The 20,445-nt window shown below is 71.8% G+C and carries 15 protein-coding genes, 1 tRNA gene and 2 pseudogenes; 12 read left to right on the forward strand and 6 right to left on the reverse strand.

The features are described 5' to 3' along the window. Positions 1-3: 3 nt before the first annotated feature. Entirely contained in the window at positions 4-774 is a 771-nt protein-coding gene (locus J7E91_RS06865) for a sulfite exporter TauE/SafE family protein (RefSeq protein WP_214899973.1), read from the reverse strand. A 355-nt stretch (positions 775-1,129) separates the two neighbouring features. Here J7E91_RS06865 and J7E91_RS06870 point away from each other — a divergent pair, with 355 nt between their 5' ends. The 7 genes and pseudogenes from J7E91_RS06870 to J7E91_RS06900 all read left to right on the forward strand — a co-directional run. Further along, positions 1,130-2,929 carry a S8 family serine peptidase gene (locus tag J7E91_RS06870; RefSeq protein ID WP_308376132.1) on the forward strand — a complete coding sequence of 600 codons (1,800 nt, stop codon included), beginning with the start codon at positions 1,130-1,132 and terminating at the stop codon, positions 2,927-2,929. Positions 2,930-3,105: 176 nt separating this feature from the next. Continuing rightward, positions 3,106-6,201: a LuxR family transcriptional regulator gene (locus J7E91_RS06875; protein WP_214899975.1), complete on the forward strand. Its 3,096-nt coding sequence runs from the start codon at positions 3,106-3,108 to the stop codon at positions 6,199-6,201. Positions 6,202-6,208: 7 nt separating this feature from the next. Beyond that, positions 6,209-8,770 carry a SpoIIE family protein phosphatase gene (locus J7E91_RS06880; protein WP_214899977.1) on the forward strand — a complete coding sequence of 854 codons (2,562 nt, stop codon included), beginning with the start codon at positions 6,209-6,211 and terminating at the stop codon, positions 8,768-8,770. After that, positions 8,767-11,220 carry a SpoIIE family protein phosphatase gene (locus J7E91_RS06885; protein ID WP_214899978.1) on the forward strand — a complete coding sequence of 818 codons (2,454 nt, stop codon included), beginning with the start codon at positions 8,767-8,769 and terminating at the stop codon, positions 11,218-11,220. The genes J7E91_RS06880 and J7E91_RS06885 overlap by 4 nt, the downstream gene beginning before the upstream one ends. A 101-nt stretch (positions 11,221-11,321) precedes the next feature. After that, the gene (locus J7E91_RS06890) at positions 11,322-11,660 is read left to right on the forward strand and encodes a low temperature requirement protein A (RefSeq protein ID WP_214899980.1); all 339 of its coding nucleotides are present in this window, start codon (positions 11,322-11,324) and stop codon (positions 11,658-11,660) included. Further along, positions 11,657-12,460, forward strand: coding sequence for a low temperature requirement protein A (locus J7E91_RS06895; RefSeq protein ID WP_214899982.1), 804 nt, complete (start codon positions 11,657-11,659; stop codon positions 12,458-12,460). Before J7E91_RS06890 ends, J7E91_RS06895 begins: the two co-directional genes overlap by 4 nt. A gap of 299 nt (positions 12,461-12,759) precedes the next feature. After that, positions 12,760-13,053: pseudogene (locus J7E91_RS06900) on the forward strand (phosphotransferase); the annotation flags it as partial. A 113-nt stretch (positions 13,054-13,166) separates the two neighbouring features. Here J7E91_RS06900 and J7E91_RS35715 read toward each other — a convergent pair. From J7E91_RS35715 to J7E91_RS06915, 3 genes are all read right to left on the reverse strand, one after another. Continuing rightward, positions 13,167-13,307, reverse strand: a complete 141-nt coding sequence (locus J7E91_RS35715) for a hypothetical protein (RefSeq protein WP_251015277.1) — start codon at positions 13,305-13,307, stop codon at positions 13,167-13,169. Positions 13,308-13,479: 172 nt separating this feature from the next. Next, complete coding sequence (locus J7E91_RS06910) at positions 13,480-14,199, reverse strand: DinB family protein (protein WP_214899984.1); 720 nt, start codon at positions 14,197-14,199, stop codon at positions 13,480-13,482. A gap of 298 nt (positions 14,200-14,497) precedes the next feature. After that, a tRNA-Pro gene (locus tag J7E91_RS06915) sits at positions 14,498-14,571 on the reverse strand. Between the two features lie 146 nt (positions 14,572-14,717). On the opposite strand from J7E91_RS06915, the gene J7E91_RS06920 reads away from it, so the two are divergent. Both J7E91_RS06920 and cobF read left to right on the forward strand, forming a co-directional pair. Next, positions 14,718-15,263, forward strand: coding sequence for a DUF309 domain-containing protein (locus J7E91_RS06920; RefSeq protein ID WP_251015278.1), 546 nt, complete (start codon positions 14,718-14,720; stop codon positions 15,261-15,263). Further along, entirely contained in the window at positions 15,260-16,036 is a 777-nt protein-coding gene (gene cobF / locus J7E91_RS06925) for a precorrin-6A synthase (deacetylating) (protein WP_214899985.1), read from the forward strand. The genes J7E91_RS06920 and cobF overlap by 4 nt, the downstream gene beginning before the upstream one ends. Here the strand turns inward: cobF and J7E91_RS06930 are convergent. Continuing rightward, complete coding sequence (locus tag J7E91_RS06930) at positions 15,993-16,790, reverse strand: cobalt-precorrin-6A reductase (protein ID WP_214899986.1); 798 nt, start codon at positions 16,788-16,790, stop codon at positions 15,993-15,995. The genes cobF and J7E91_RS06930 overlap by 44 nt on opposite strands. Before the next feature lie 95 nt (positions 16,791-16,885). Between J7E91_RS06930 and J7E91_RS37235 the strand changes: the two are divergent. Together J7E91_RS37235 and J7E91_RS06935 are read left to right on the forward strand one after the other, a co-directional pair. Then, positions 16,886-17,185: pseudogene (locus J7E91_RS37235) on the forward strand (RNA polymerase sigma factor region1.1 domain-containing protein); the annotation flags it as partial. Positions 17,186-17,341: 156 nt separating this feature from the next. Then, positions 17,342-18,508, forward strand: a complete 1,167-nt coding sequence (locus J7E91_RS06935; protein WP_374224644.1) for an RNA polymerase sigma factor — start codon at positions 17,342-17,344, stop codon at positions 18,506-18,508. 165 nt (positions 18,509-18,673) lie between these two features. On the opposite strand, the gene J7E91_RS06940 is transcribed toward J7E91_RS06935, so the two are convergent. Next, positions 18,674-18,985, reverse strand: a complete 312-nt coding sequence (locus J7E91_RS06940) for a hypothetical protein (RefSeq protein WP_028814408.1) — start codon at positions 18,983-18,985, stop codon at positions 18,674-18,676. 136 nt (positions 18,986-19,121) lie between these two features. Here J7E91_RS06940 and J7E91_RS06945 point away from each other — a divergent pair, with 136 nt between their 5' ends. Next, positions 19,122-19,544 carry a DUF350 domain-containing protein gene (locus tag J7E91_RS06945; protein WP_214899988.1) on the forward strand — a complete coding sequence of 141 codons (423 nt, stop codon included), beginning with the start codon at positions 19,122-19,124 and terminating at the stop codon, positions 19,542-19,544. Positions 19,545-20,445: the final 901 nt, after the last annotated feature.

Consider the following 20,445-nt stretch of genomic DNA (forward strand, 5'->3'; position numbering starts at 1 on the left):
CGCTCAGCGCAGCAGCAGCTGAAGGCCGCCCAGTACGGTCGCCCAGATCACCAGCTGGTCGAAGAGCCGCTGGTTGATCCGGTCCACGCACCTGCGGCCGAGCCAGGCGCCCGGGACGACGAACAGCACGAGGGCGGCGTCCAGCAGCAGGGACCGGAGGTCGATCAGCCCGAGGCCGACGCTGAACGGCACCTTCGAGGTGTTGACGATCAGGAAGAACCACGCCGACGTGCCGAGGAAGCCGAGCTTCCGGAAGCCCGCGGAGAGCAGATAGAGCGACATGACCGGGCCGCCCGCGTTGGCGACCATCGTGGTGAAGCCGCCGAGCACACCGTACGAACGGGCCTTGATCCGGCCGCCGCGCGACGCCGTGCCGGTCTCCGGCTCCGCCCCTGGTTCCGGCTCCGGCGGCGTGCGCCGGCGCCACAGCGTGACCCCGGCCATCAGCAGCAGGATCGCGCCGATCGACGTGCGTACGGCCTCGTCGTCGGCCCACAGCATGAACACCGCGCCCACGACCACACCCCCCGCCACCGCCGGGAACAGCCGCAGCAGGGTCGGCCAGTGGGCGTGCCGCCGGTAGACAAGGACCGCGATCAGGTCGCCGGCGATCAGGATGGGCAGCAGTACGCCGGTCGATTCACGGGCCGGGAGTACGGCGGCGAAGACGGCGAGGCTGACCGTGTTCGCACCGCTGACGGCCGTCTTCGAGAACCCGACCAGGGCCGACGCGGCGGCCAGTATCGCGAATTGCCACAGGGTGATGGTGTCCATGCCGGGAGCCGACGCTACAGCCACCCTCGCCCAGGGCCGCCCCTCACCCCTCGCGGGGGCGACAAGGGTTTTCCCCGTATCGGGTTCATCTCGCCGTTCCCTACTGTCTGCCGCACCGGCGAATCCCGTCTCCTGAGCATTTGCTGTCAGGTGCATGTAAAGGGTGGGGTACGCCGGCGACGGCCTGACCCAGGGTCGTAGCGCCGGCGGCGGCGCACGGGCTCACCCGGCCCAGGAACCGCGCACCCGTGGCCCCCACGCCACGCGTGGCTCCCGCGCCGCCGGCCAGGCGCTCCGCACGTACGTCATGAAAGGGAACACCTTGAACGGTTCCAGGCGGAGACTCATATCCGTCGTGGCCGCGACCGCCACGATCGCCGGCGTCGTTGCCACCTCCTCCGTGGCGTCCGCCGCCGCCACGGGCCCCTCCCCGAAGCCCGCCCCGGCTTCGCAGGCCATGACCGAGCTGCCGGCCGCGCCGGTCGAGAAGGTCATCGTCACCTACAAGTCCAAGTCCGCCGAGGCCGGTTCCAACACCGCGGCCAAGAACGACGCGGCCGCCAAGGGCAAGGAGACCGGCGAGAGCCTGTCGTTCGAGCGCCGCCTCGCCGGCGGCGCCGCCCTGGTCGACCTGGGCGGCGAGGCGTCCAAGAAGGACCTCACCGAGGTGATGGACGCCTTCCGCGCCGACACCTCCGTCGCGTCCGTGGAGCCCGACATCCGCGCCTACGCGATGGCGGCCACCCCGAACGACACCGACTACGCCATGCAGTGGGACCTCTTCGAGGCCACCGGCGGCATGAACGTACCCGGCGCCTGGGACAAGACCACCGGCAGCGGCGTCACCGTCGCCGTCATCGACACGGGTTACGCCGCCCACACCGACCTGGCCGGCAACGTCGTCGCCGGGTACGACTTCATCTCCTCGTCGGCGGACGCCCGTGACGGCAACGGCCGCGACAGCAACGCCAAGGACGAGGGCGACTGGAACGCCACCGACGGCGAGTGCGGCACCGGTTCCAAGGCGAGCAACTCCTCCTGGCACGGCACGCACGTGGCCGGCACGATCGGCGCCACGACCAACAACACCAAGGGCATCGCGGGCATCGCGTACAGCGCCAAGATCCAGCCCGTGCGCGTGCTCGGCAAGTGCGGCGGCTCCTCCTCGGACATCGCCGACGCCATCACCTGGGCGTCCGGCGGCACCGTTCCGGGCGTAACGGCGAACGCGACCCCGGCCAAGGTCATCAACCTGAGCCTCGGCGGCGCCAGCTCGACCTGCCCGAGCGTCTACCAGACCGCCATCAACGGCGCCGTGTCGCGCGGCACCACCGTGGTCGTCGCGGCGGGCAACAGCAACGCCAACGCCTCCGGCTTCACGCCCGCCAACTGCTCCGGCGTCATCAACGTGGCGTCCACGAGCCGTGAGGGCAACCGTTCGTTCTACTCGAACTACGGCACCATCATCGACGTCTCCGCGCCCGGCGGCGAGACCCGTCGCGCCACGGACACGCCCGGTACCGTCACCACCCCCGAGAACGGCATCCTCTCGACGCTGAACTCCGGTACCACAACCCAGTCCACCGAGAACTACAAGCCCTACCAGGGCACTTCGATGGCCGCCCCGCACATCGCCGGGCTCGCCGCGCTGCTGAAGTCGGCCAAGAGCACCCTCACCCCGGCCGACATCGAGTCCGCGATCAAGGCCAACGCCCGGCCGCTTCCCGGCACCTGCACCGGCGGCTGCGGCTCCGGGATCGCCGACACCACGAAGACCGTGAACGCCGTCACCGGCACCACCACCCCCGGCGGCGCCACCTTCACCAACGCGGCGGACGTGACGATCAACGACAACGCGACCGTCTCGTCCTCGCTCGCCGTCACCGGCCGCACCGGCAACGCCCCCGCCGCCCTCAAGGTCGACGTGGACATCAAGCACACCTGGCGCGGTGACCTGGTCGTCGACCTGGTCGCTCCGGACGGCACCGTGCGCAACCTGAAGGCCTCGTCGTCCTCGGACAGCGCCGACAACGTCATCGCGACGTACACCGTCGACGCGTCCAGCGAGGTCGCCAACGGCACCTGGAAGCTCCAGGTACGCGACGTGGCATCGGGTGACACCGGCTACATCGACAGCTGGAGTCTCACCTTCTGAGACGTCAGGTACGTCACATCAACGCTGTTCACGGGCGCGTCCGCGGCTTGCCGCGGGCGCGCCACGCCGCATGTGCGTCCGCATGCCGGACAATTGGTCTGGACGACGGCCGCCGACTTCGTATTCTCTGCTCGCACGGGCAGTGGGCTCGCGCGCCGGAGGGTGGTGGTGGGTTCGTGACGTCGGCGGTGCACCGACCCGCGCCGGTCGGGCGGACCGAGCTCCTCGCGCGGCTCGAACGGGTCCTGCGCGCTCGCGGCCGCGCCCTGCTCACCGGCCCCGCCGGGGTCGGCAAGACGGAACTCGCGCTGGCCGCCGCCGCGCGGGCCGAGTCCCGTGGCGAGAGCGTGATCTGGCTGGCCACGCTTCCCGCCGACCGCGACATACCGGGCGCGGCCGCCGCCGCCCTCGTCGCGTCCGTGGCGGCGTGCGTCTCCTGGCCCGCGCCCGGGTCGGCCCACAGCGGCCCCGGCGGTCAAGGCGGCTCCTGGTGGCCCGGTGGCGCCGGTAAGTCCGGTGGCCCAGGCGGGGACGGGGGCGCGGCCGGTCGTCCGGGAGGGCTCGGCGGGCCTGGCGGTCCCGCAGGAGCCAGTGGTTCCGGCGTGCCCAGTGGCGCCGGCGTCTCCGGTGGCCCCGTCAGCCCGGGAGCGTACGACGCCGGCCCGGGAACGTACGACATCCTCGACGGGCTGCCCGGCCCGCAGCGCACCGCCGTCGCCATGCTGTGCCGCGAAGCGCTCATCCCCGACGGCGGCTGGGACGCCATCGCCCTGCGGCTCGCCCTCGCCCAGATCCTGCGGACCCTCGCCGCGCGCGGCCCCGTCCTGCTGGTGGTCGACGGTGTGCAGCGCATCGACGACACCAGCGCCGACCTCATGCGCTTCGCCCTGCACCTGGCTCCGTCCGCGCTGCGGGTGCTCGCCGTCGAGACACCGTCCCCGTACGGCTCCGTCCCGCCCCATGGCGTTACGCCGCGACCGGAAGCGGCGGGCCCGGAGCCCCTGTGGGTGCCCTCCGAGGCCGACGTCCTGTTCGTACCGCCGCTCCAGGCCGACGAGATCGCCGAGCTGCTCATCCATCACCGGCTGCCCTCCCGGATGGCCGGCCGCATCCACCGGGCGAGCGGCGGCAACCCGCGTCTCGCGCTCGCCGTCGGCCGGTCCCTCGCCGACGCCCGGACACCGGTGCACCACGCCGAGGCGCTGTCCCTGTCCGGGCGCGCCCGGGATCTCGCCCGCCAGCTCCTGGGCGCCGCATCGCCCGACGTACGCTCCACGCTCCTGCTGGCCGCGCTCGCGCTGCGCCCGACCGCCTCGCTGATGCGCCGCGCGGGCCGCCCCACCGCCGAGGCCGAACTCGCGGCCGCCGAACGCGCGAACCTGGTCTCCCTCGACGAGGACGGCACGGTGCGCTTCACCGCCGGCGTACTGCCGTCGACGCTCGTGCACGACGCGTGCTGGACGGAGCGCAGCGCCGGTCACGCCGCGCTGGCGCGGGTCGTCGACGACCCCGTCGAGGCGGTACGCCACCGGGCACTGGCCACCGACATCCCCGACGGGGCGCTGGCCACCGAGGTCGCCGCGGCCGCCGACATCGCGCGGCGCCGGGGCAACAGCGCGCTGGCCGCCGAACTCGCCCTGCTCGCCGCCGAGTCCACGCCCGTACAGCACGGCGCCGAGCGGATAGCCCGGCTCGTCGACGCCGCCGAGGAGGCGGCCCGCGCCGCCCGCGCCGACCTGGCCATGCGCGCGGCCACCGACCTGCTCGCCCGCGACGCCGCGCCGGCCGACCGCGTCCGCGCGCGGCTGGCGGTGCTGGACACGGCGGGCCAGGGGCTGTGCGACCTCGAAGAGATCTACGTCCACGCCATGGAGGACTCCGAGGGCGATACGGCGCTGCGCGCGGCCGTCCAGCTGCGGCTCGCGGTGAAGTACGTCCTGGCCGACGGCGACCCCGTACGCTCCCGGGCCGCCGCCGTCGAGTCCGCCGCGCTCGCCGGCTCGGTGGGCGACCGCAGGACCGCGGCGCGGGCGCTGACCGTACAGGCGCGCATGGACCGTGTCCTCGGCTCGCCGGACGCGGAGCGGGTACTGGCCGAGGCGCGGGCCCTGGAGGTGTTCGAGCGCCCCCTCGGCATCCGCAACGCCGCGCAGATACTGACGATCCGCCACGCCATGTTCGACGGCCGGCTCACCGATGCCCGCGACCAGCTCAACGCCCTGCTGCCGCTGGTCGAGCGCCGGGGCCCGGTGGAGGACTCCATCGAGCTGCTCAGTACGCTCGCGGAGATCGATGCCAGGCAGGGGCAGTGCGCGGCGGCGCTCGCGCACGCCGGCCGGTCGCTCGCCCTGACCCTGGAGGCCGGTCTGTCGCCAGGACCCGCCTGGTACGCCCTGGCTCTCGCGGAGACCGCGGGCGGCAGTTTCGAGCGCGCCGCGAGTTACGCCCGGCGCAGCGTCCGGGCCTCCGAGGAGGAGGGCGACCACGTCTTCCTCTCCCGCAGCCTGTACGCGCTCGGCCGGGTCCAGCTCATCAACGGCGACGTGGCGTCGGCCCTGGAGAGTCTGCGCCGCGTCCAGGCCGACGAGCGCGCCCAGTCGACCGTCGACCCGTCCATGCTGCGCTGGCACGAGGAACTGGCCGAGGCGCTGCTGGCGAACGACGCCCCGGAGGAGGCCGCGGCCCTGCTCGACGACGTGCGGCCGGTCGCCGGACGCCTCGGCCGTACGACGGTGCTCCTGGGCCTCGACCGGGCGTACGCGCTGTACCTCGCGGCGAGCGGGAAGCCGGACGAGGCCGCGGATCTGCTGGCCCGGACGGCGGAGAGCTTCGCCGTGGCGGGTCTGCCGCTGGAGCGCGGCCGGGCACTGATCGCGCTCGCCCGCGTGGAGCGCCGCCGCCGCAGGAGGTCGGCCGCCCAGAGCGCCCTGCACGCCGCCGCGGCGGTCTTCGAACGGGCGGGGGCGGTCCCCTGGCTCGGGCTGACCACCGAGACGTCGTCCCGTACGGCCGAACCCGCCCCCGCCCGCGGTGACACCCTGTCCTCCCTCACGGACGCGGAGCTGCGCCTCGCCCTGCTGGTCGGGCAGGGCGCCAGCAACCAGGAGGCGGCGGCGAAGCTGTACCTGAGCGTGAAGACGGTGGAGGCCCGGCTCACCCGCATCTACCAGAAGCTGGACGTCCGCTCGCGCGCCCAGCTGGCGACCGCCCTGACCGCCCGGCCGGGCCACCGGCCGGCGCCCGCCGCCACGGAAAACCCGGTGGCCGGCTGACGCGAAGATGCGCGGCACCACGGCTGGGGAGCATCCTTGCTGTGTGACCTGGTACGGCGCGGCCGGGCCCGCACCGCCGAGCCAGAGCGGGGCTACGACCGGGAACCCGGACAGCGAAGGCCGAGCTCCGGACGAACTCGCGCTGGTGCTCGCCCAAGCCGCGGTGAACGCGATCGAGTCTGCCGGCGGATTCGCCGGCGGCGTCTATCTGCGTTCCCGGACGCCGGGGCTGCTACGGCTGGCGGTCCTGGGCGGGCTGCCCGGCACACTGTTCCGCCCCTGGTGGCGCATGCACGTCAACCGCCCCTTCCCCGTGGCCGAGGCGCACCGCTCGGGCCGGCCCGTCCTCCTGGCCGACGCCGAAGACGCCATGCGACGGTTCCCGCAGTTCATGGCCGGTCTGCCGTTTTCTTTCGGCTCGCTGTACGTTCCCCTCGCCGACGGCCGCGAGAAGTTCGGGGTGCTGGTGGTACTGCGCGCGGCCACGACCGGCGTCCCCGTCGACGAGACCGATCGACGCCGGATGCTGCAGTCCGGGGAACGGCTCGCCGCCGCGCTCGCCGAGCTGTGCGCGGACGGAAAGGCCGTCGAGTGGGAGGGCGAGCCGGTCTGCGTACACCTGCCGTCCGTCACCACACCGCCGGTGCGGATCGGGAATTTCGAATGGGATCTGGCCGACGGCGCGGTAGTGGCCGACGACGAACTGTGCGCCATCCTCGGCATCTCCCCGGCGGCCTTTCCCGGCACGATCGATGCTCTGGCGGCGCGGCTGGACCCGGAGGACGCGTACGGGCTGTGGGCCGTCGCCCGGCACGTGGCGAAGTCCGGCGCTCCGGTGACCCGCAGGATGCGGCTGCGGGGCCCGGACGGGCGGCCGCACCTGCTCGAACTCTCCGCCCGCGCCCGGCCGCCCGGCGGCGGCCCCGGGGGCCACCTGGCCGGCTTCCTGGTGGACTTCGGCGCCGGCCCTGTCGTCGCCGAGGCGACCGACCGGCTCCCGCGCGCGATCCTGTCGCTCGACCGGGTCGGGCGGATCACCTATCTGAACCACAGCGCGGAGATGCTGTTCGGCCAGGCGCGGTCCCACCTGACCGGCCGTGTCCTGTGGGAGGCCCTGCCGTGGTTCGGGCATCCGGCGTACGAGGAGCACTTCCGGGCGGCGCTGCTTTCCGACGAGGACGTCCACTTCACGGCCCGCCGCTCGCCCGGGCCGGAGGAGTGGCTGTCGGTCTCCCTGTATCCGGGCCACGACGGCCTGACCGCCACGCTCGCCCCGGCGGACCAGCCCGCGTACGCGCCGGGGTCGGTCACCAGACCGGGCACCGGCCTCGGCTCTCCGGCCGACCGCGCGTCGGCGCTGTACCGTCCGGTCGCCCTGGCCATCGCGCTGACCGAGGCCGTCACGGCGCGCCAGGTGTCCTCGGTGGTCACCGACGAGCTGCTGCCCGCCTTCGGCGGCCGTCAGCTGGCGATCTACCTGCTGAACGAGCGGCATCTCTACCTGGCCTGGGAGACCGGTTTCCCGAAGGGTTTCCTGGACCGCTTCGACGGCGTGAGCCTCGACACCCGGCTGCCCGGCGTCGAGACGCTCACCACGGGCCGCCCCCTGTTCTTCGAGTCGATGGAACACCTGGCCGCCGCGTACCCCGGTATCCCGATGGACGCCCATGTCGGCGCCAGGGCCTTCCTGCCGCTGATCGCCTCCGGACGCCCCGTCGGTTCGTGCATCCTCGGTTTCGACCAGCCGCGCGGCTTCAGCCCCGAAGAACGCACGGTCCTCACCGCTCTGGCCGGTCTCATCGCGCAGGCCCTCCAGAGGGCCCAGCGTTACGACACCGAAGCCGCCCTCGCGCGCGGCCTGCAGGACGCGCTGCTGCCGCACCGCCTGCCCGTCGTCGAGCACGTCGACACCGTCGCGCGGTACCTGTCCGGCACCCAGGGCATGGAGGTGGGAGGCGACTGGTACGACGTGGTCATCACGGGCCAGGGGCTGGCTCTGGTGGTGGGCGACGTACAGGGGCACGGTGTCGCCGCTGCCGCCACGATGGGCCAGTTGCGCAGCGCGGTACGGGCCTTCGCCCTCGCCGGACAGGACCCGCAGGAGGTCATGCACGACACCAACCGTCTGCTCATCGACATCGATCCCGGCCAGTTCGCCAGCTGCTGTTACATCGTCCTCGACCCGGCGTCCGGGGCCGCGCAGGCCGTGCGGGCCGGGCATCCGCAGCCGCTGCTGCGCCACAGCGACGGCAGGACGGAGGTTCTGGACCTGGCCGGCGGCATCGTGCTGGGCGTGGACCAGCATGCCTCGTACCCCGTCACCGAACTGCGGCTCGATCCGGGCGCCGTGCTGGCGCTGTTCACGGACGGGCTGGTGGAGCAGCCGGGCATCGACATCGACCTGGGCATCGAGCGGCTGCGCGCCACCTTCTCGGAAATCGGCTCGTCCTCTCTGGCCGAGACGGCGGACCGTCTGATCCGGGAGGCCCGGCAGTCCGCCGACCGGCCCGACGACATTGCGCTTCTGCTCGCCGCCCGCTGGGCGGCACCGACAAGGCAGGTGCCATGAGCGCGGTACACGCAGCCGGGGACGCCGACTTCCGCGGCCCCCTCGACTTCTCGCGAGCGGCCACGGCCGTGCTGGACGCCGACGACACGGTCGTCGGATGGAGTCCGGCGGCGCAGCGGCTGCTGGGGTACCTGCCGCAGGAGGTTCTCGGGCGTCCCGTGGGCACCATTCTGGCGGACCGCGCGGACGGCAGCCGGACGGCGGCCGTCCTGCCGGGCGCCGGTCTGCCGGCCACCGGACGCGTCCGCCGCCAGGTGCTGCGTATGCGTCACCGCGACGGCCGCGTCGTCCGGGTGGCCACGGCCGTGCTCCCGCTGTCTCCCGCGGGCACCGGTCCTGCCCGGTTGCTGGCGGTGGCCGACGCCGAGGAGACGGAGCAGTGGGAGGCCTTGCAGTCGATGCTGCGGGGGCTGGCCACCCAGTCACCGGTGGGCCTGGCGATCTACGACACGGACCTGCGGGTGGTGTGGACGAACGCCGCCCTCTACAGCGAGATGGGGACCACACAGTACGCCGGTCTCGGCCCGGACGAGATGGTGGCCGACGGCGAGATCCTGTCCGAGCGGTACCCGCCGACCCTGGAGGAGACGATGCGGCAGGTGATCGCCACGGGCGAGCCTGTCATTCAGCTCCATTACCGCGGCCGCCCGCCCGTCGACCCGGAGCGCGACCACGTCTGGTCGTGTTCGTACTACTGGCTGCGGGACGCGACCGGAGCCTCGCTGGGAGTGTGCGAGGAGACGATGGACGTCACCGACCGCTACCTCGCGCAGCAGCGGTTGGACCTGCTCGTACGGGCAGGCGGGCAGGTGGGCACGACCCTGGACATCACCCGTACGGCCCAGGAGCTCTCGGAGGTCACCGTCCCGCAGTTCGCCGACGAGGTCACGGTTGACCTCCTGGAGGCCGTACTGGAAGGCGATCAGCCCACCTGGGGGATCGCGCCCGCGGGCGACGTGATCCGCGTGTGGGGACCGGGAAGCGGAGCGACCACCGCGGAGCGCCCCGCGGCACCGCGGCGGATCGACTACCCGCCGGACTCCCCCCAGGCCCGCAGCCTGTCCTCCGGCCGCTCGGTGCAGGAACGCCTGGGCCACACGGAAGGCGCCGACGGGCAGCCGCAGCCGCGCGCACGGCTGGTGGTGCCGCTGCGCGCCGAAGGCGCCACGCTGGGCGTGGTGACGTTCGCCTGGGACCGCCGCCGCGACCCGTTCGACGCCGGGGAGCTGGCCGTGGCGGACGAACTCGTCGCCCGTACCGCCGTGAGCATCGACAACGCCCGCCGCTACACCCGTGAGCACACCGCGGCCCTCATGCTCCAGCACAGCCTGCTGCCGCAGAACCTCCCGGAGCTGTCCGGCGTGGAGCTGGCGCACCGCTACCTTCCCGCCGACAACAAGGCCGGTGTCGGCGGCGACTGGTTCGACGTCATCGCGCTGTCGGGCACGCGGGTGGGCCTGGTCGTGGGAGACGTGGTCGGTCACGGTCTGCGGGCGGCCGCCACCATGGGCCGCCTGCGCACGAGCGTACGGGCGCTCGCCCGGCTGGACTTCGCGCCCGACGAACTCCTCGCCCGACTGGACGACCTGGTCAACCAGGCGGCCAACGAGGGCGCCGTCCCCGTCGACGGCCACACGATGCCCTACGACGAAGCGCTGGGCGTGACGTGCCTGTACGCCGTGTACGACCCGGTGTCCGGCCTGTGCAGGATGGCCCGGGCCGGCCACCCGCCCCCCGCCGTGGTCGACCCCGCGGCCGGTTCCGTCACCTTCCCCGACCTGCCCGCGGGTCCACCGCTCGGGCTCGGGGGTCTGCCGTTCGAGACGGCGGAGCTGAAACTGCCGGAAGGCAGCCTCGTCGCGCTGTTCACCGACGGTCTCGTGCAGAGCCGCGACCGGGACCTCGCCGACCAGCTCGACGGCCTGCGCTCCGTACTCACCGAGCACCGGCTCCCACTGGACGAGCTGTGCGACCGGACGGTCGAGACACTGCTGCCCGGTTCCGTGGACGACGACGTGGCGCTGCTTCTCGTACGTACGCACATGCTCAGCCGCCACCAGGTGGCCGTGTGGGACCTGGCCTCCGATCCGGAGGCGGTCGGTTTCGCGCGGGCCGTCGCCACCAAGAAGGTCGGCGAATGGGGCCTGGAGGCGCTCTCGTTCACCACCGAACTGGTGGTCAGCGAACTCGTCACCAACGCCATCCGGCACGCCCCCTCGGGCCCGATCCAGCTACGGCTCATCCGCGACCGGACCCTGATCTGCGAGGTCTCCGACAGCGGACACACCTCACCTCACCTGCGCCATGCCCGCAGCGACGACGAAGGCGGCCGGGGCCTGTTCCTCGTCGCGCAGATGACCCAGCAGTGGGGCACCCGCTACACGTCCACCGGCAAGACCATCTGGGCCGAGCAGCCGCTCGTACCGGAAGGCGGAGCCGACGAGTTCTGACCCGTACCCGACGGGTCGGCACGTACGACCGTCCTGCCCCTCCCAGCCATTGCGTACCGGTTTGTCCAAGAGGTCGCTTTGGCCCTGGTATCCATACCGACATGACCGACATGAGCGATGACGAGGCCGGTCCTGGTCGGGTTTCCACCCTTGAGCTGTTCTTCGACCTTGTGTTCGTCTTCACCGTCAGCCAGCTGACAACCGTGCTCGTCGAGGACCCGCACATCGGTGGCGTGGTGCAGGCCGCTTTGCTGTTCGGTCTCATCTGGTGGATGTTCAACGGCTACGTGTGGCTGACCAATGAGCTGCCGCCGACGACGGACCGGCGCCGCATCCTGCTCTTTGCCGGCATGGCAGGCTTTCTGACGATGGCACTGGCCCTTCCCGATGCCTTCAAGGACGGGGGGCCAAAGTCTTCGCCGCTGGATACGCGCTGGTGACCGTGGTCCACGCCGGGCTGTTCTCACGAGCCACCCGTGCGGAAGCCAGCCGGGCGATCACGCGGCTGGCTCCCTTCAACCTCACCGGAGCGGCGCTCCTTGTGCTCGGCGCCTTCACCCACGGCAGGACCCAGTACGCCCTGTGGCTGGCGGCCCTGGTCATCGAAGCGGCAGCGCCTCGGCTGGGAGGCCGACTGGCCGGCTTCACCATCCGTCCGGCGCACTTCGTCGAACGCCACGGGCTCATCATCATCGCCCTGGGCGAGTCTCTGATCGCCATCGCGCTCGGCGCGGCAGGTCTGCCTGTCAACGCGCCCCTGATCGCCGTCTCGGTGGCCACCCTGGGCATCGCGGCCTGCCTGTGGTGGATGTACTTCCGGTCGGACATCGAACGGGCCGAACAGGCGCTGGCCTACCAATGCGCCACCCATCGAGCTGCCGTGGCCCTCAACGCCTACAACTACGCGCACATCCCGCTCCTGCTCGGCGTGGTCACCTTCGCCGCAGGTGTGAAGAAGGCCGCCGCCCACCCCCTGGAACCCGCCTCCACAGCAGGCGCCCTGTTCGTCGCCGCGGGAATCGCCCTCTACCTGTGCGGACATGCTGTGTTCCGCCGGACCCTTCACCTCGGCGGCCCCTGGCTCCGCCTCGCCACCTCGGCCGCGATCCTGGCCACCGTACCCATCGGGGTGTACGGCGCTGCACTGGCGCAACTGGGTGTGGTCCTCTGCCTGCTGTGCCTCTGCGCCACCCTGGACCTGCGAATCCCGCGTAAGGAGCCGATCATTCCCCGCTCCTGACCACGAGTCGGGCAGTCGTGATGTGCTGCGGCACCGATATGCGCCGTCGCCCCAAAGGAGGGGCCGGTCTTTGGCTCCCGGGACCGAGATCCGCATCGGGGTGTGCGGGTTGACTCGGGTGCGTGGCCGGCGGATGTCGGTGACGCAGGTCCGGCCGGCCGGGCACATTCCCCGTGCTCTGACTGTGCCCGTCACGGCCGGGCCCGGCCCTACGTGAGGAACGTGCGAGGTGCTTGTGGACGACCTGGTTGGTGCCTGGGCCCTGGAGGACTTCTCGGCCACACGCGGAGGAGTGACCACCCACCCACCTGCTGGTGGACGGTGGCGGCAGGCTGACCTCCGTGATCGACTTCGGGTGCGTGGGGGTGGGTGATCCGGCCTGCGATCTGTTCCCGGCGTGGAATCTGCTGCCGGCCAATTCGAGGGAAGTCCTCCGCGAGGCACTGGGCGTGGACGACGCGACCTGGACCCGCGGACGGGGGCGGACGCTCTCGCAGGCGCTGATCGCGCTGCCGTACTACCGGACGACGAACCCGGCGATGGCACACAACGCCCGGCACGTGATCCAGGCGGTGCTCGGAGACGAAGGCTGAGGCATCCCACTGCGTGTTGGGACCGTGCTGGTCACAGCCATCCGGCACAAAAACCTCAGCAGGTCCTGGAGGACATCGAGGACCTGGCAGAGGGTCAGGCCGACGTGCGACCTTTAGGTCGAGCCGCCCACCGCACCGCCGTCGGGCCATTCCACCAGCACCGTCCGAGCTGGGAGAACACCGTCCCACCGGTTGTGGCCGCCTCCCGCTTCCTGGGCGGCGGCCAGGGACAGCTTGCCTGCCGGCCGCACCATGAGCGCGGTGAACCGCGAGGCCCGGCGAACCCGCCTGCGGCGGTCTCGGCCGCAGGGAGGGAGACGGATCGTGGCGGAGTCCGGTGGCGCGGCAGGGCCGGCGGCCCGAGCCCGCGCCGTAGGCGCGCAGGATCGTAAACCGCCATCGAGCACCCTCGCGGCGCGCCCGGGCCTACCGGGGAGTGGTGAAGCGGGCCTGCCACAGGTCGCGGAGCAACGCGATCTCGGCCATGTGGTGGATGAGTTCGAGGTTGGCCGCCGACAGCACGGTGATGAAGGGGTAGTCGGCGTCGTTGCTGTACGGGTACTGCGAGAAGCCGACCGTGTCGAGCTGCTCGTCGGTCATGGCGGCGACGCTGCCGCGCCAACGGTCGATCAGCGCCCAGAACCGTTCGAGTGCCACGGCGGCGGATGGGGTGAAGTCGACCAGCAGCTTCGGCTCCTGCCGCCGTTCACCGAAGGTCCACTCCCATTGGCCCGCGAAGTGAAAATGCACGTGCGCCAGCCGCCACGCGATGGTCGTGATCGGCGTTTCGTCAGGCTCCGGCGCACCGGTGTGGGCGAGTATCTGCTCGACCCGCTCGACACTCACGCTCCAGTCATCGGCGATCTTGGCGACGCTCATGCCGTCGGCGGCCTGCCGGGCGACCTCGGCGTACTCATTCGCCGGGATGTCCGGGGCGCCCTGGTCGAGCACCCACTCGCCCGGCCCGAACGCCCTGGGCGTCGCCGCCTCGCCCCGGCGTCGTATCGACCAGCAACCGGGCACCGGCTCCCACAGGTACTCCTCGTCACTGAGCCCCGTCAGCCGCACCTGGGCCATCTCCCTGGCGTGGTCGAACTGGTCGAGCAGTAAGCCCAAACGATCGTTCCGCGCACCCTCATTCTCCATGCATGGCTCCCTTCGCGGTGGCGTCTCGTACCTCACTGCGCTCAGGCGGAAGCTAACGGCTCACCTCACGGGGCGCGACCGAATTCCTCGCCCCACGAAGCGGTGGGGCCCCTGCCTGGCCGGCTGGCGACTGCGTGTGGCGCCCGCCCCTTGATTACCTTCCACCTCGCACCCTGCCCCTCGGGGCAACCCGTATCGGCTGAGGCGTCTTCGCCGCAAGGCCCTGTCCGGTCCCAGAAATGTCAAGAGGCCGTGTCGGATTACTCCGATACGGCCTCTGACTTGCGACTCTTTCGAGTCGGGACGACAGGATTTGAACCTGCGACCCCTTGACCCCCAGTCAAGTGCGCTACCAAGCTGCGCCACGTCCCGATGCCCGCCTGACCTGGGGTTTCCCCTGGCTGGGCGTGCAACAGAACAATACCTCACTCTCTGAGCGGTCCCGACTCCGCCGGGACTTCAACGCCTGTCCGGGACGGGTCCGGTGACCGCGTACCGGAACAGGTGACAATGGGCGGATGGGCGACAGGGAACGGGACATGGACAGGAGGGACCGCGATCCCGAGGGGCGGGCGCGCAGCGCGCGGCCGCGTGACGGGCTCGGCAGGCCGCTGCCGTACGGCGCCGAGGCCGTGGCCCGGCAGCCCGAGGGTGTGCAGCGCACCGGGGGCGAGACGGTGTACGAGGCGCAGCGGCTGCTCGACGCCGGTATGCCGTTCCACGCGCACGAGGTCTTCGAGGACGCCTGGAAGTCGGGCCCCGAAGCGGAACGCGCCCTGTGGCGCGGCCTCGCCCAGCTCGCCGTCGGTCTCACCCACGCGGCCCGGGGCAACCGGAGCGGCGGTGCGACGCTGCTGCGGCGCGGGGCCGCCGGCATCGCCGCGTACGGCGACGCGCGTCCGTACGGGATCGCCCTCGCCGAACTCACCGCGTGGGCGGAGGAGCTGGCCGGCCGTGTCGTGCGGGAGGAGAAGCCCGTACCGGCGGCCGAGAGCGCTCCGCGCCTGCGCGGGCGGCCCGAGACCGAGGCCGGCGGACCCGATGCGGCAGACTCCGTCCGGTGAGAAAGATCTATGTCATAGGCATCGGCGCGGGCGACCCGGACCATCTGACGATCCAGGCCGTAAAAGCGCTCAACACGGTGGACGTCTTCTTCCTCCTCGACAAGGGCGAGGAGAAGTCGGACCTGATCCGGCTGCGGCACGAGATCCTCGGCCGTCACATCGCGGACGGGCGGGAGTACCGGCTGGTCGAGGGACGCGATCCGGACCGCGACCGCAGGGCGGGGGGCGCCGACTACTCCCCCGCGGTCGGCGACTGGCGCAGCCGCCGGGCCGACATCTTCGAGCGGATGATCACCGACGAGCTGGGCGAGGACGAGACCGGCGCGTTCCTGGTGTGGGGCGATCCGGCGCTGTACGACAGCACGCTCGGCATCCTGGAGGAGATCCTGGAGCGCGGGAAGGTGACCTTCGAGCACGAGGTCATCCCCGGTGTCAGCAGCGTGTCCGCGCTGGTCGCCCGGCACCGCACCGGGTTGAACCAGGTCGCGAAGCCCGTCCAGATCACGACCGGCCGACGGCTCGCCGAGGGCTGGCCCGAGGGCACGGACGACGTGGTGGTGATGCTCGACGCGCACCAGGTCTTCCAGCGGTACGCCGAGGAGGACCCGTACATCTACTGGGGCGCCTACATCGGCACCGCGGACGAGATCCTCGTCTCCGGCAGGCTCTCCGAGGTCTCGGACCGGATCCTGCGGCTGCGCGCCGAGGCCCGCGCCCGAAAGGGCTGGATCATGGACACGTACCTGCTGCGCCGGGAATCGCGCCGGGACTGAGGCACCCGAGCCGCTCCAGCTCCGCGACCGCCCCAGCCACATCGGGGACGGTACGCACGCCCGGCGGCGGGGGCGGCCGCCGTACGACGACGACCGGCAGGCCGAGTTCCCGGGCCGCCGTGAGCTTCGCGGCGGTGGCGGGGCCGCCGCTGTCCTTGGTGACGAGGACGTCGGCGGCGTACGTACGCAGCAGCTCCCTCTCGCCCTCGACGGTATACGGGCCGCGGTCCAGCAGCAGCCGCGTACGGCGGGGCAGCGGCGGCTCCGGGGGCTCTACGGAACGCACGAGGAAGTCGAGCCCGTCCAGGCCGGCGAAGGCGGCCAGGCCGAGCCTGCCGGTGGTCAGGAAGACCCGGCGGCCGAGCCCCGGAAGCAGCGCCGCCGCGTCGTCCAGGCTGTCGGCGTGGTGCCAGCGGTCGCCGGGGCCCGGCTGCCAGCCGGGGCGGCGCAGCGCGACCAGCGGGACGCCAGCGGCAGCCGCCGCCGTCGCCGCGTTCGCGCTGATCAGGGCTGCGAAAGGGTGCGTGGCGTCGATCACAGCGGCGACCTCTTGCTCGCTCAGCCAGGCCGCCATCGGGCCCGGACCGCCGAAGCCTCCGACGCGAATCTCACCATCAGGCATCCTTGGTTGTGTCACCCGTCCTGCGAGCGAGGTCGTAACGCGCAGGAGGGGGACCGGAGCCAGTGTCCGCGCTAGCTGCCTGGCCTCCGTCGTACCGCCGAGTATCAGTACATGGCCAGTGCCGGTGATCATGCCGTCACGCTACCGGAGGGGCCCCGAGCGGGCTGTTTCGGGAAAGTGGTTCAGGTCACTCTATTCAAGGCGTAACGAAATGGCGCGAGCGTGCGATGAACCCACAGGTGTCGTCGCGCTGCCCCTTACGTCATGCGACCTCGCCTAGTCATCATTTTTGCTACGAGAGGCTCCTCGTGTCGGTCAGTCCGTCCCGCCCGTTCCCACAGGAGATTGCGGAATCCCCCTCCCTGGTCGCGCTCATCGAGCATGGCAAGGAGCAGGGTCACATCAACGGCGACGACGTACGCCACGCCTTCGAGGCGGACAGCATTCCCGCGGACCAGCTCAAGCGGGTGCTGCGCAGCCTCAACCAGGTCCTCGACGAAGAGGGCGTGACGCTCATGGTCACGGCGCCCAAGGCTCCGGCCAAGGCGCCCGTCAAGCGTGCGCGCAAGACCGTCGCGAGGGACGAGGAAAAGCGTCCGGCGACCAAGAAGGCCGCTGTCAAGAAGACCGTCAAGAAGACCGCTTCGGCGACGTCACAGGCGGCTCCCGCGTCAATATCGGTAATGGACTCCGCCGCCGAGACCGAGGCCCCCGCCGCCCCGGCGAAGCGCGCCGCGAAGAAGACGACCGCGAAGAAGACCGCCGCCAAGAAGGCCGCCGCGGCCCCCGACGAGCCGCAGGGCGACGCCTGGGCCGACGAGTCCCCTGTCGCTGACGACGCCGACGAGAAGCCGGCGAAGCAGCCGCAGCAGGGTGACGGTTACGTCCTGTCCGACGAGGACGAGGACGACGCGCCCGCGCAGCAGGTCATGGTCGCCGGCGCCACCGCCGACCCGGTCAAGGACTACCTGAAGCTGATCGGCAAGGTCCCGCTGCTCAACGCCGAGCAGGAGGTCGAGCTGGCCAAGCGCATCGAGGCGGGCCTCTTCTCCGAGCACAAGCTGGAGGAGGAGGACGAGCAGGACCCGGTCTTCCGGCGTGAGCTGGAGATCCTCGTCGAGGACGGCCGCCGCGCCAAGAACCACCTGCTGGAGGCCAACCTCCGCCTGGTGGTCTCGCTGGCCAAGCGCTACACCGGCCGCGGGATGCTCTTCCTGGACCTGATCCAGGAGGGCAATGTCGGTCTGATCCGCGCGGTGGAGAAGTTCGACTACACCAAGGGCTTCAAGTTCTCGACGTACGCCACGTGGTGGATCCGGCAGGCGATCACCCGCGCGATGGCCGACCAGGCCCGCACCATCCGTATCCCGGTGCACATGGTCGAGGTCATCAACAAGCTGGCCCGTGTCCAGCGCCAGATGCTCCAGGACCTGGGCCGCGAGCCCACCCCGGAGGAGCTGGCCAAGGAACTCGACATGACCCCCGAGAAGGTCATCGAGGTCCAGAAGTACGGCCGCGAGCCCATCTCGCTGCACACCCCGCTGGGCGAGGAGGGCGACAGCGAGTTCGGCGACCTCATCGAGGACTCCGAGGCGGTCGTCCCGGCCGACGCGGTCTCCTTCACGTTCCTCCAGGAGCAGCTGCACTCGGTGCTCGACACCCTCTCCGAGCGCGAGGCGGGCGTCGTCTCGATGCGCTTCGGTCTGGCCGACGGCCAGCCGAAGACGCTGGACGAGATCGGCAAGGTCTACGGCGTGACGCGTGAGCGCATCCGTCAGATCGAGTCGAAGACCATGTCGAAGCTGCGGCACCCGTCGCGCTCGCAGGTCCTGCGCGACTACCTCGACTAAGAGGTCCGGGGCTCCTGCCAGGAGCTCCTGTACAGCGGCTTCGGCGCCTCGGGCGGATCACTCGCCCGTGGCGCCGAGCCGCGTTCGGGCCCTTGTCGTCCCGCTTGCTGTCCCGCGCGGCCGAGGACTTCGCCGTACGGGGTGGCGGAGGCACGGGTCACGGCGTCACGGAATGAGAAACGCGTCCGCCGCCACCGCCGCCGCCAGGCCCGCCACCAGCAGCCAGGTGCCCAGTCGCGTGCGCCCGCGCCGGCTGAGCTCGATCACGCCACCGCACAGGATGAGCGCCAGCCCGTAGACCCCGACGACCAGAACCGACGACCGGCTCGCCAGCCGCACGGCCAGCACCGCTCCCACCGCCACCATCAGGACCGACGCGGCGGCGATGCGCAGGCGCCGGGCCTGACGGGGCGTGAGGCCACCGGTCCGGACGGGAGAGGGGTCGGTCACTGCCTGTTCCTGGTCAGAAGCGCTCATGAGTTCGGATCGTAATCGCTCGTACGGGACGCCGTTGCGCCACCCCACAACCCGTCCGGCCGCACCGGCGGACCCGTGCGATAGGTTTTGCCTCTCCTTGACCACGATCGACTTCACGCGCGGAGACTTAAGACCAATGGAAGACATCGTCAACGGACTTGGCCGCTCCGCCGCCTACGGCGCCCTGGGCGTGGTGCTGCTGACGCTCGGCATATTCCTCGTGGACGCCCTGACGCCGGGCAAGCTGGGCCGGCAGATCTGGGAGGAGCGCAACCGCAATGCGGCGCTTCTGCTCAGCTCGGCGCTGCTGGGTATCGGCGGGATCGTGTTCACGTCGATCTGGACGACGTACAACGACTTCGGCAAGGGGCTTGTGTCGACGGCCGCGTTCGGAGTTCTGGGGCTCGTGATGATGGCGGTGGCGTTCTTGGTCGTCGACCTGGTGACGCCGGGGAAGCTGGGCGAAACGCTGGTCCAGGACGAGCCGCATCCGGCGGTGTGGGTGACCGCGTCGTGCAATGTCGCCGTGGCGGCGATCGTTTCGGCGTCCATCGCCTGAGGCGACGCGGCGCCGGCGGGGCGGGTGGTGTCCTGCGGAGCTTGTTCCCCACCCCGCCCCTTCCCGAACTGGGGCAAGCCCCAGACCCCGGCCCCGGAACCCGGACGCCCTGCGGGCGAGTCGCCCTCAAACGCCGGACGGGCTGAAGTAGCCCTGGCGAGGAGGGGAGAGACCACCGACCCCGGCACGGTTTCGCCCAACGCGACACCCCCAAAGGCCCGCCTGACCTCCCGGTACGGCGAGCCCGCACCCCACCCGGACAACTTCCACACACGCCCCACCTTCCACGCACGCCGAACCACCTCCCCGCCCGGCGACTCCGCCCCGCCCCCCACAAAACCTTCCCCTTGCGACAACCGCCTCCGCCCGGGCAACGTTCGCACGCGAGCCCCTCCCCCACTGCGGCGACCACCGCGCTCCGGCCCGAAAAGGCCCTTCCGCACTGCGGCAACCACCCACCGACGGCGCGACATTCCACGTACCGCCCCCCTCCACCCGGCACTCTCACCCGCCCCAGCGCGACAATCCGCGTACGGGCCCCCTCAGCCCGCCCGGCAACGCTTGCCCGGCCCCGCGTGACGTTCCGCGTACCGCGCCCCCTCCGCCCGTCCGCGGCATCGCCCGGCACCGTGACACCCTTCCGCGTTGCCCAACCGCCCGTCCGCTCGGCGGCCTTCGGCCGGCGTGGTGAAGCGTCTATCCGTGCGGCAACCGCCCAGCCCGTCCGGCGTTTGAGGACCGGGGGCCGGGGCGGAGCCCCGGTTCGGGAAGGGGCGGGTAGGGGAAGAGCTCCGCGGGACTCGCCCCTCCGCGCCGGCTGATCGACGCGGCCACGGCCACAGCCGCCTCCGCCGGAGCGGGGCCTTCGCTCGGGCGCGGCCACGGCCGCCTCCGCGGGAGC

Origin of the sequence: Streptomyces sp. ISL-99 (assembly GCF_018614005.1) — a bacterium.
In the GTDB taxonomy this organism is placed as follows: Bacteria; Actinomycetota; Actinomycetes; order Streptomycetales; family Streptomycetaceae; genus Streptomyces; species Streptomyces flavidovirens.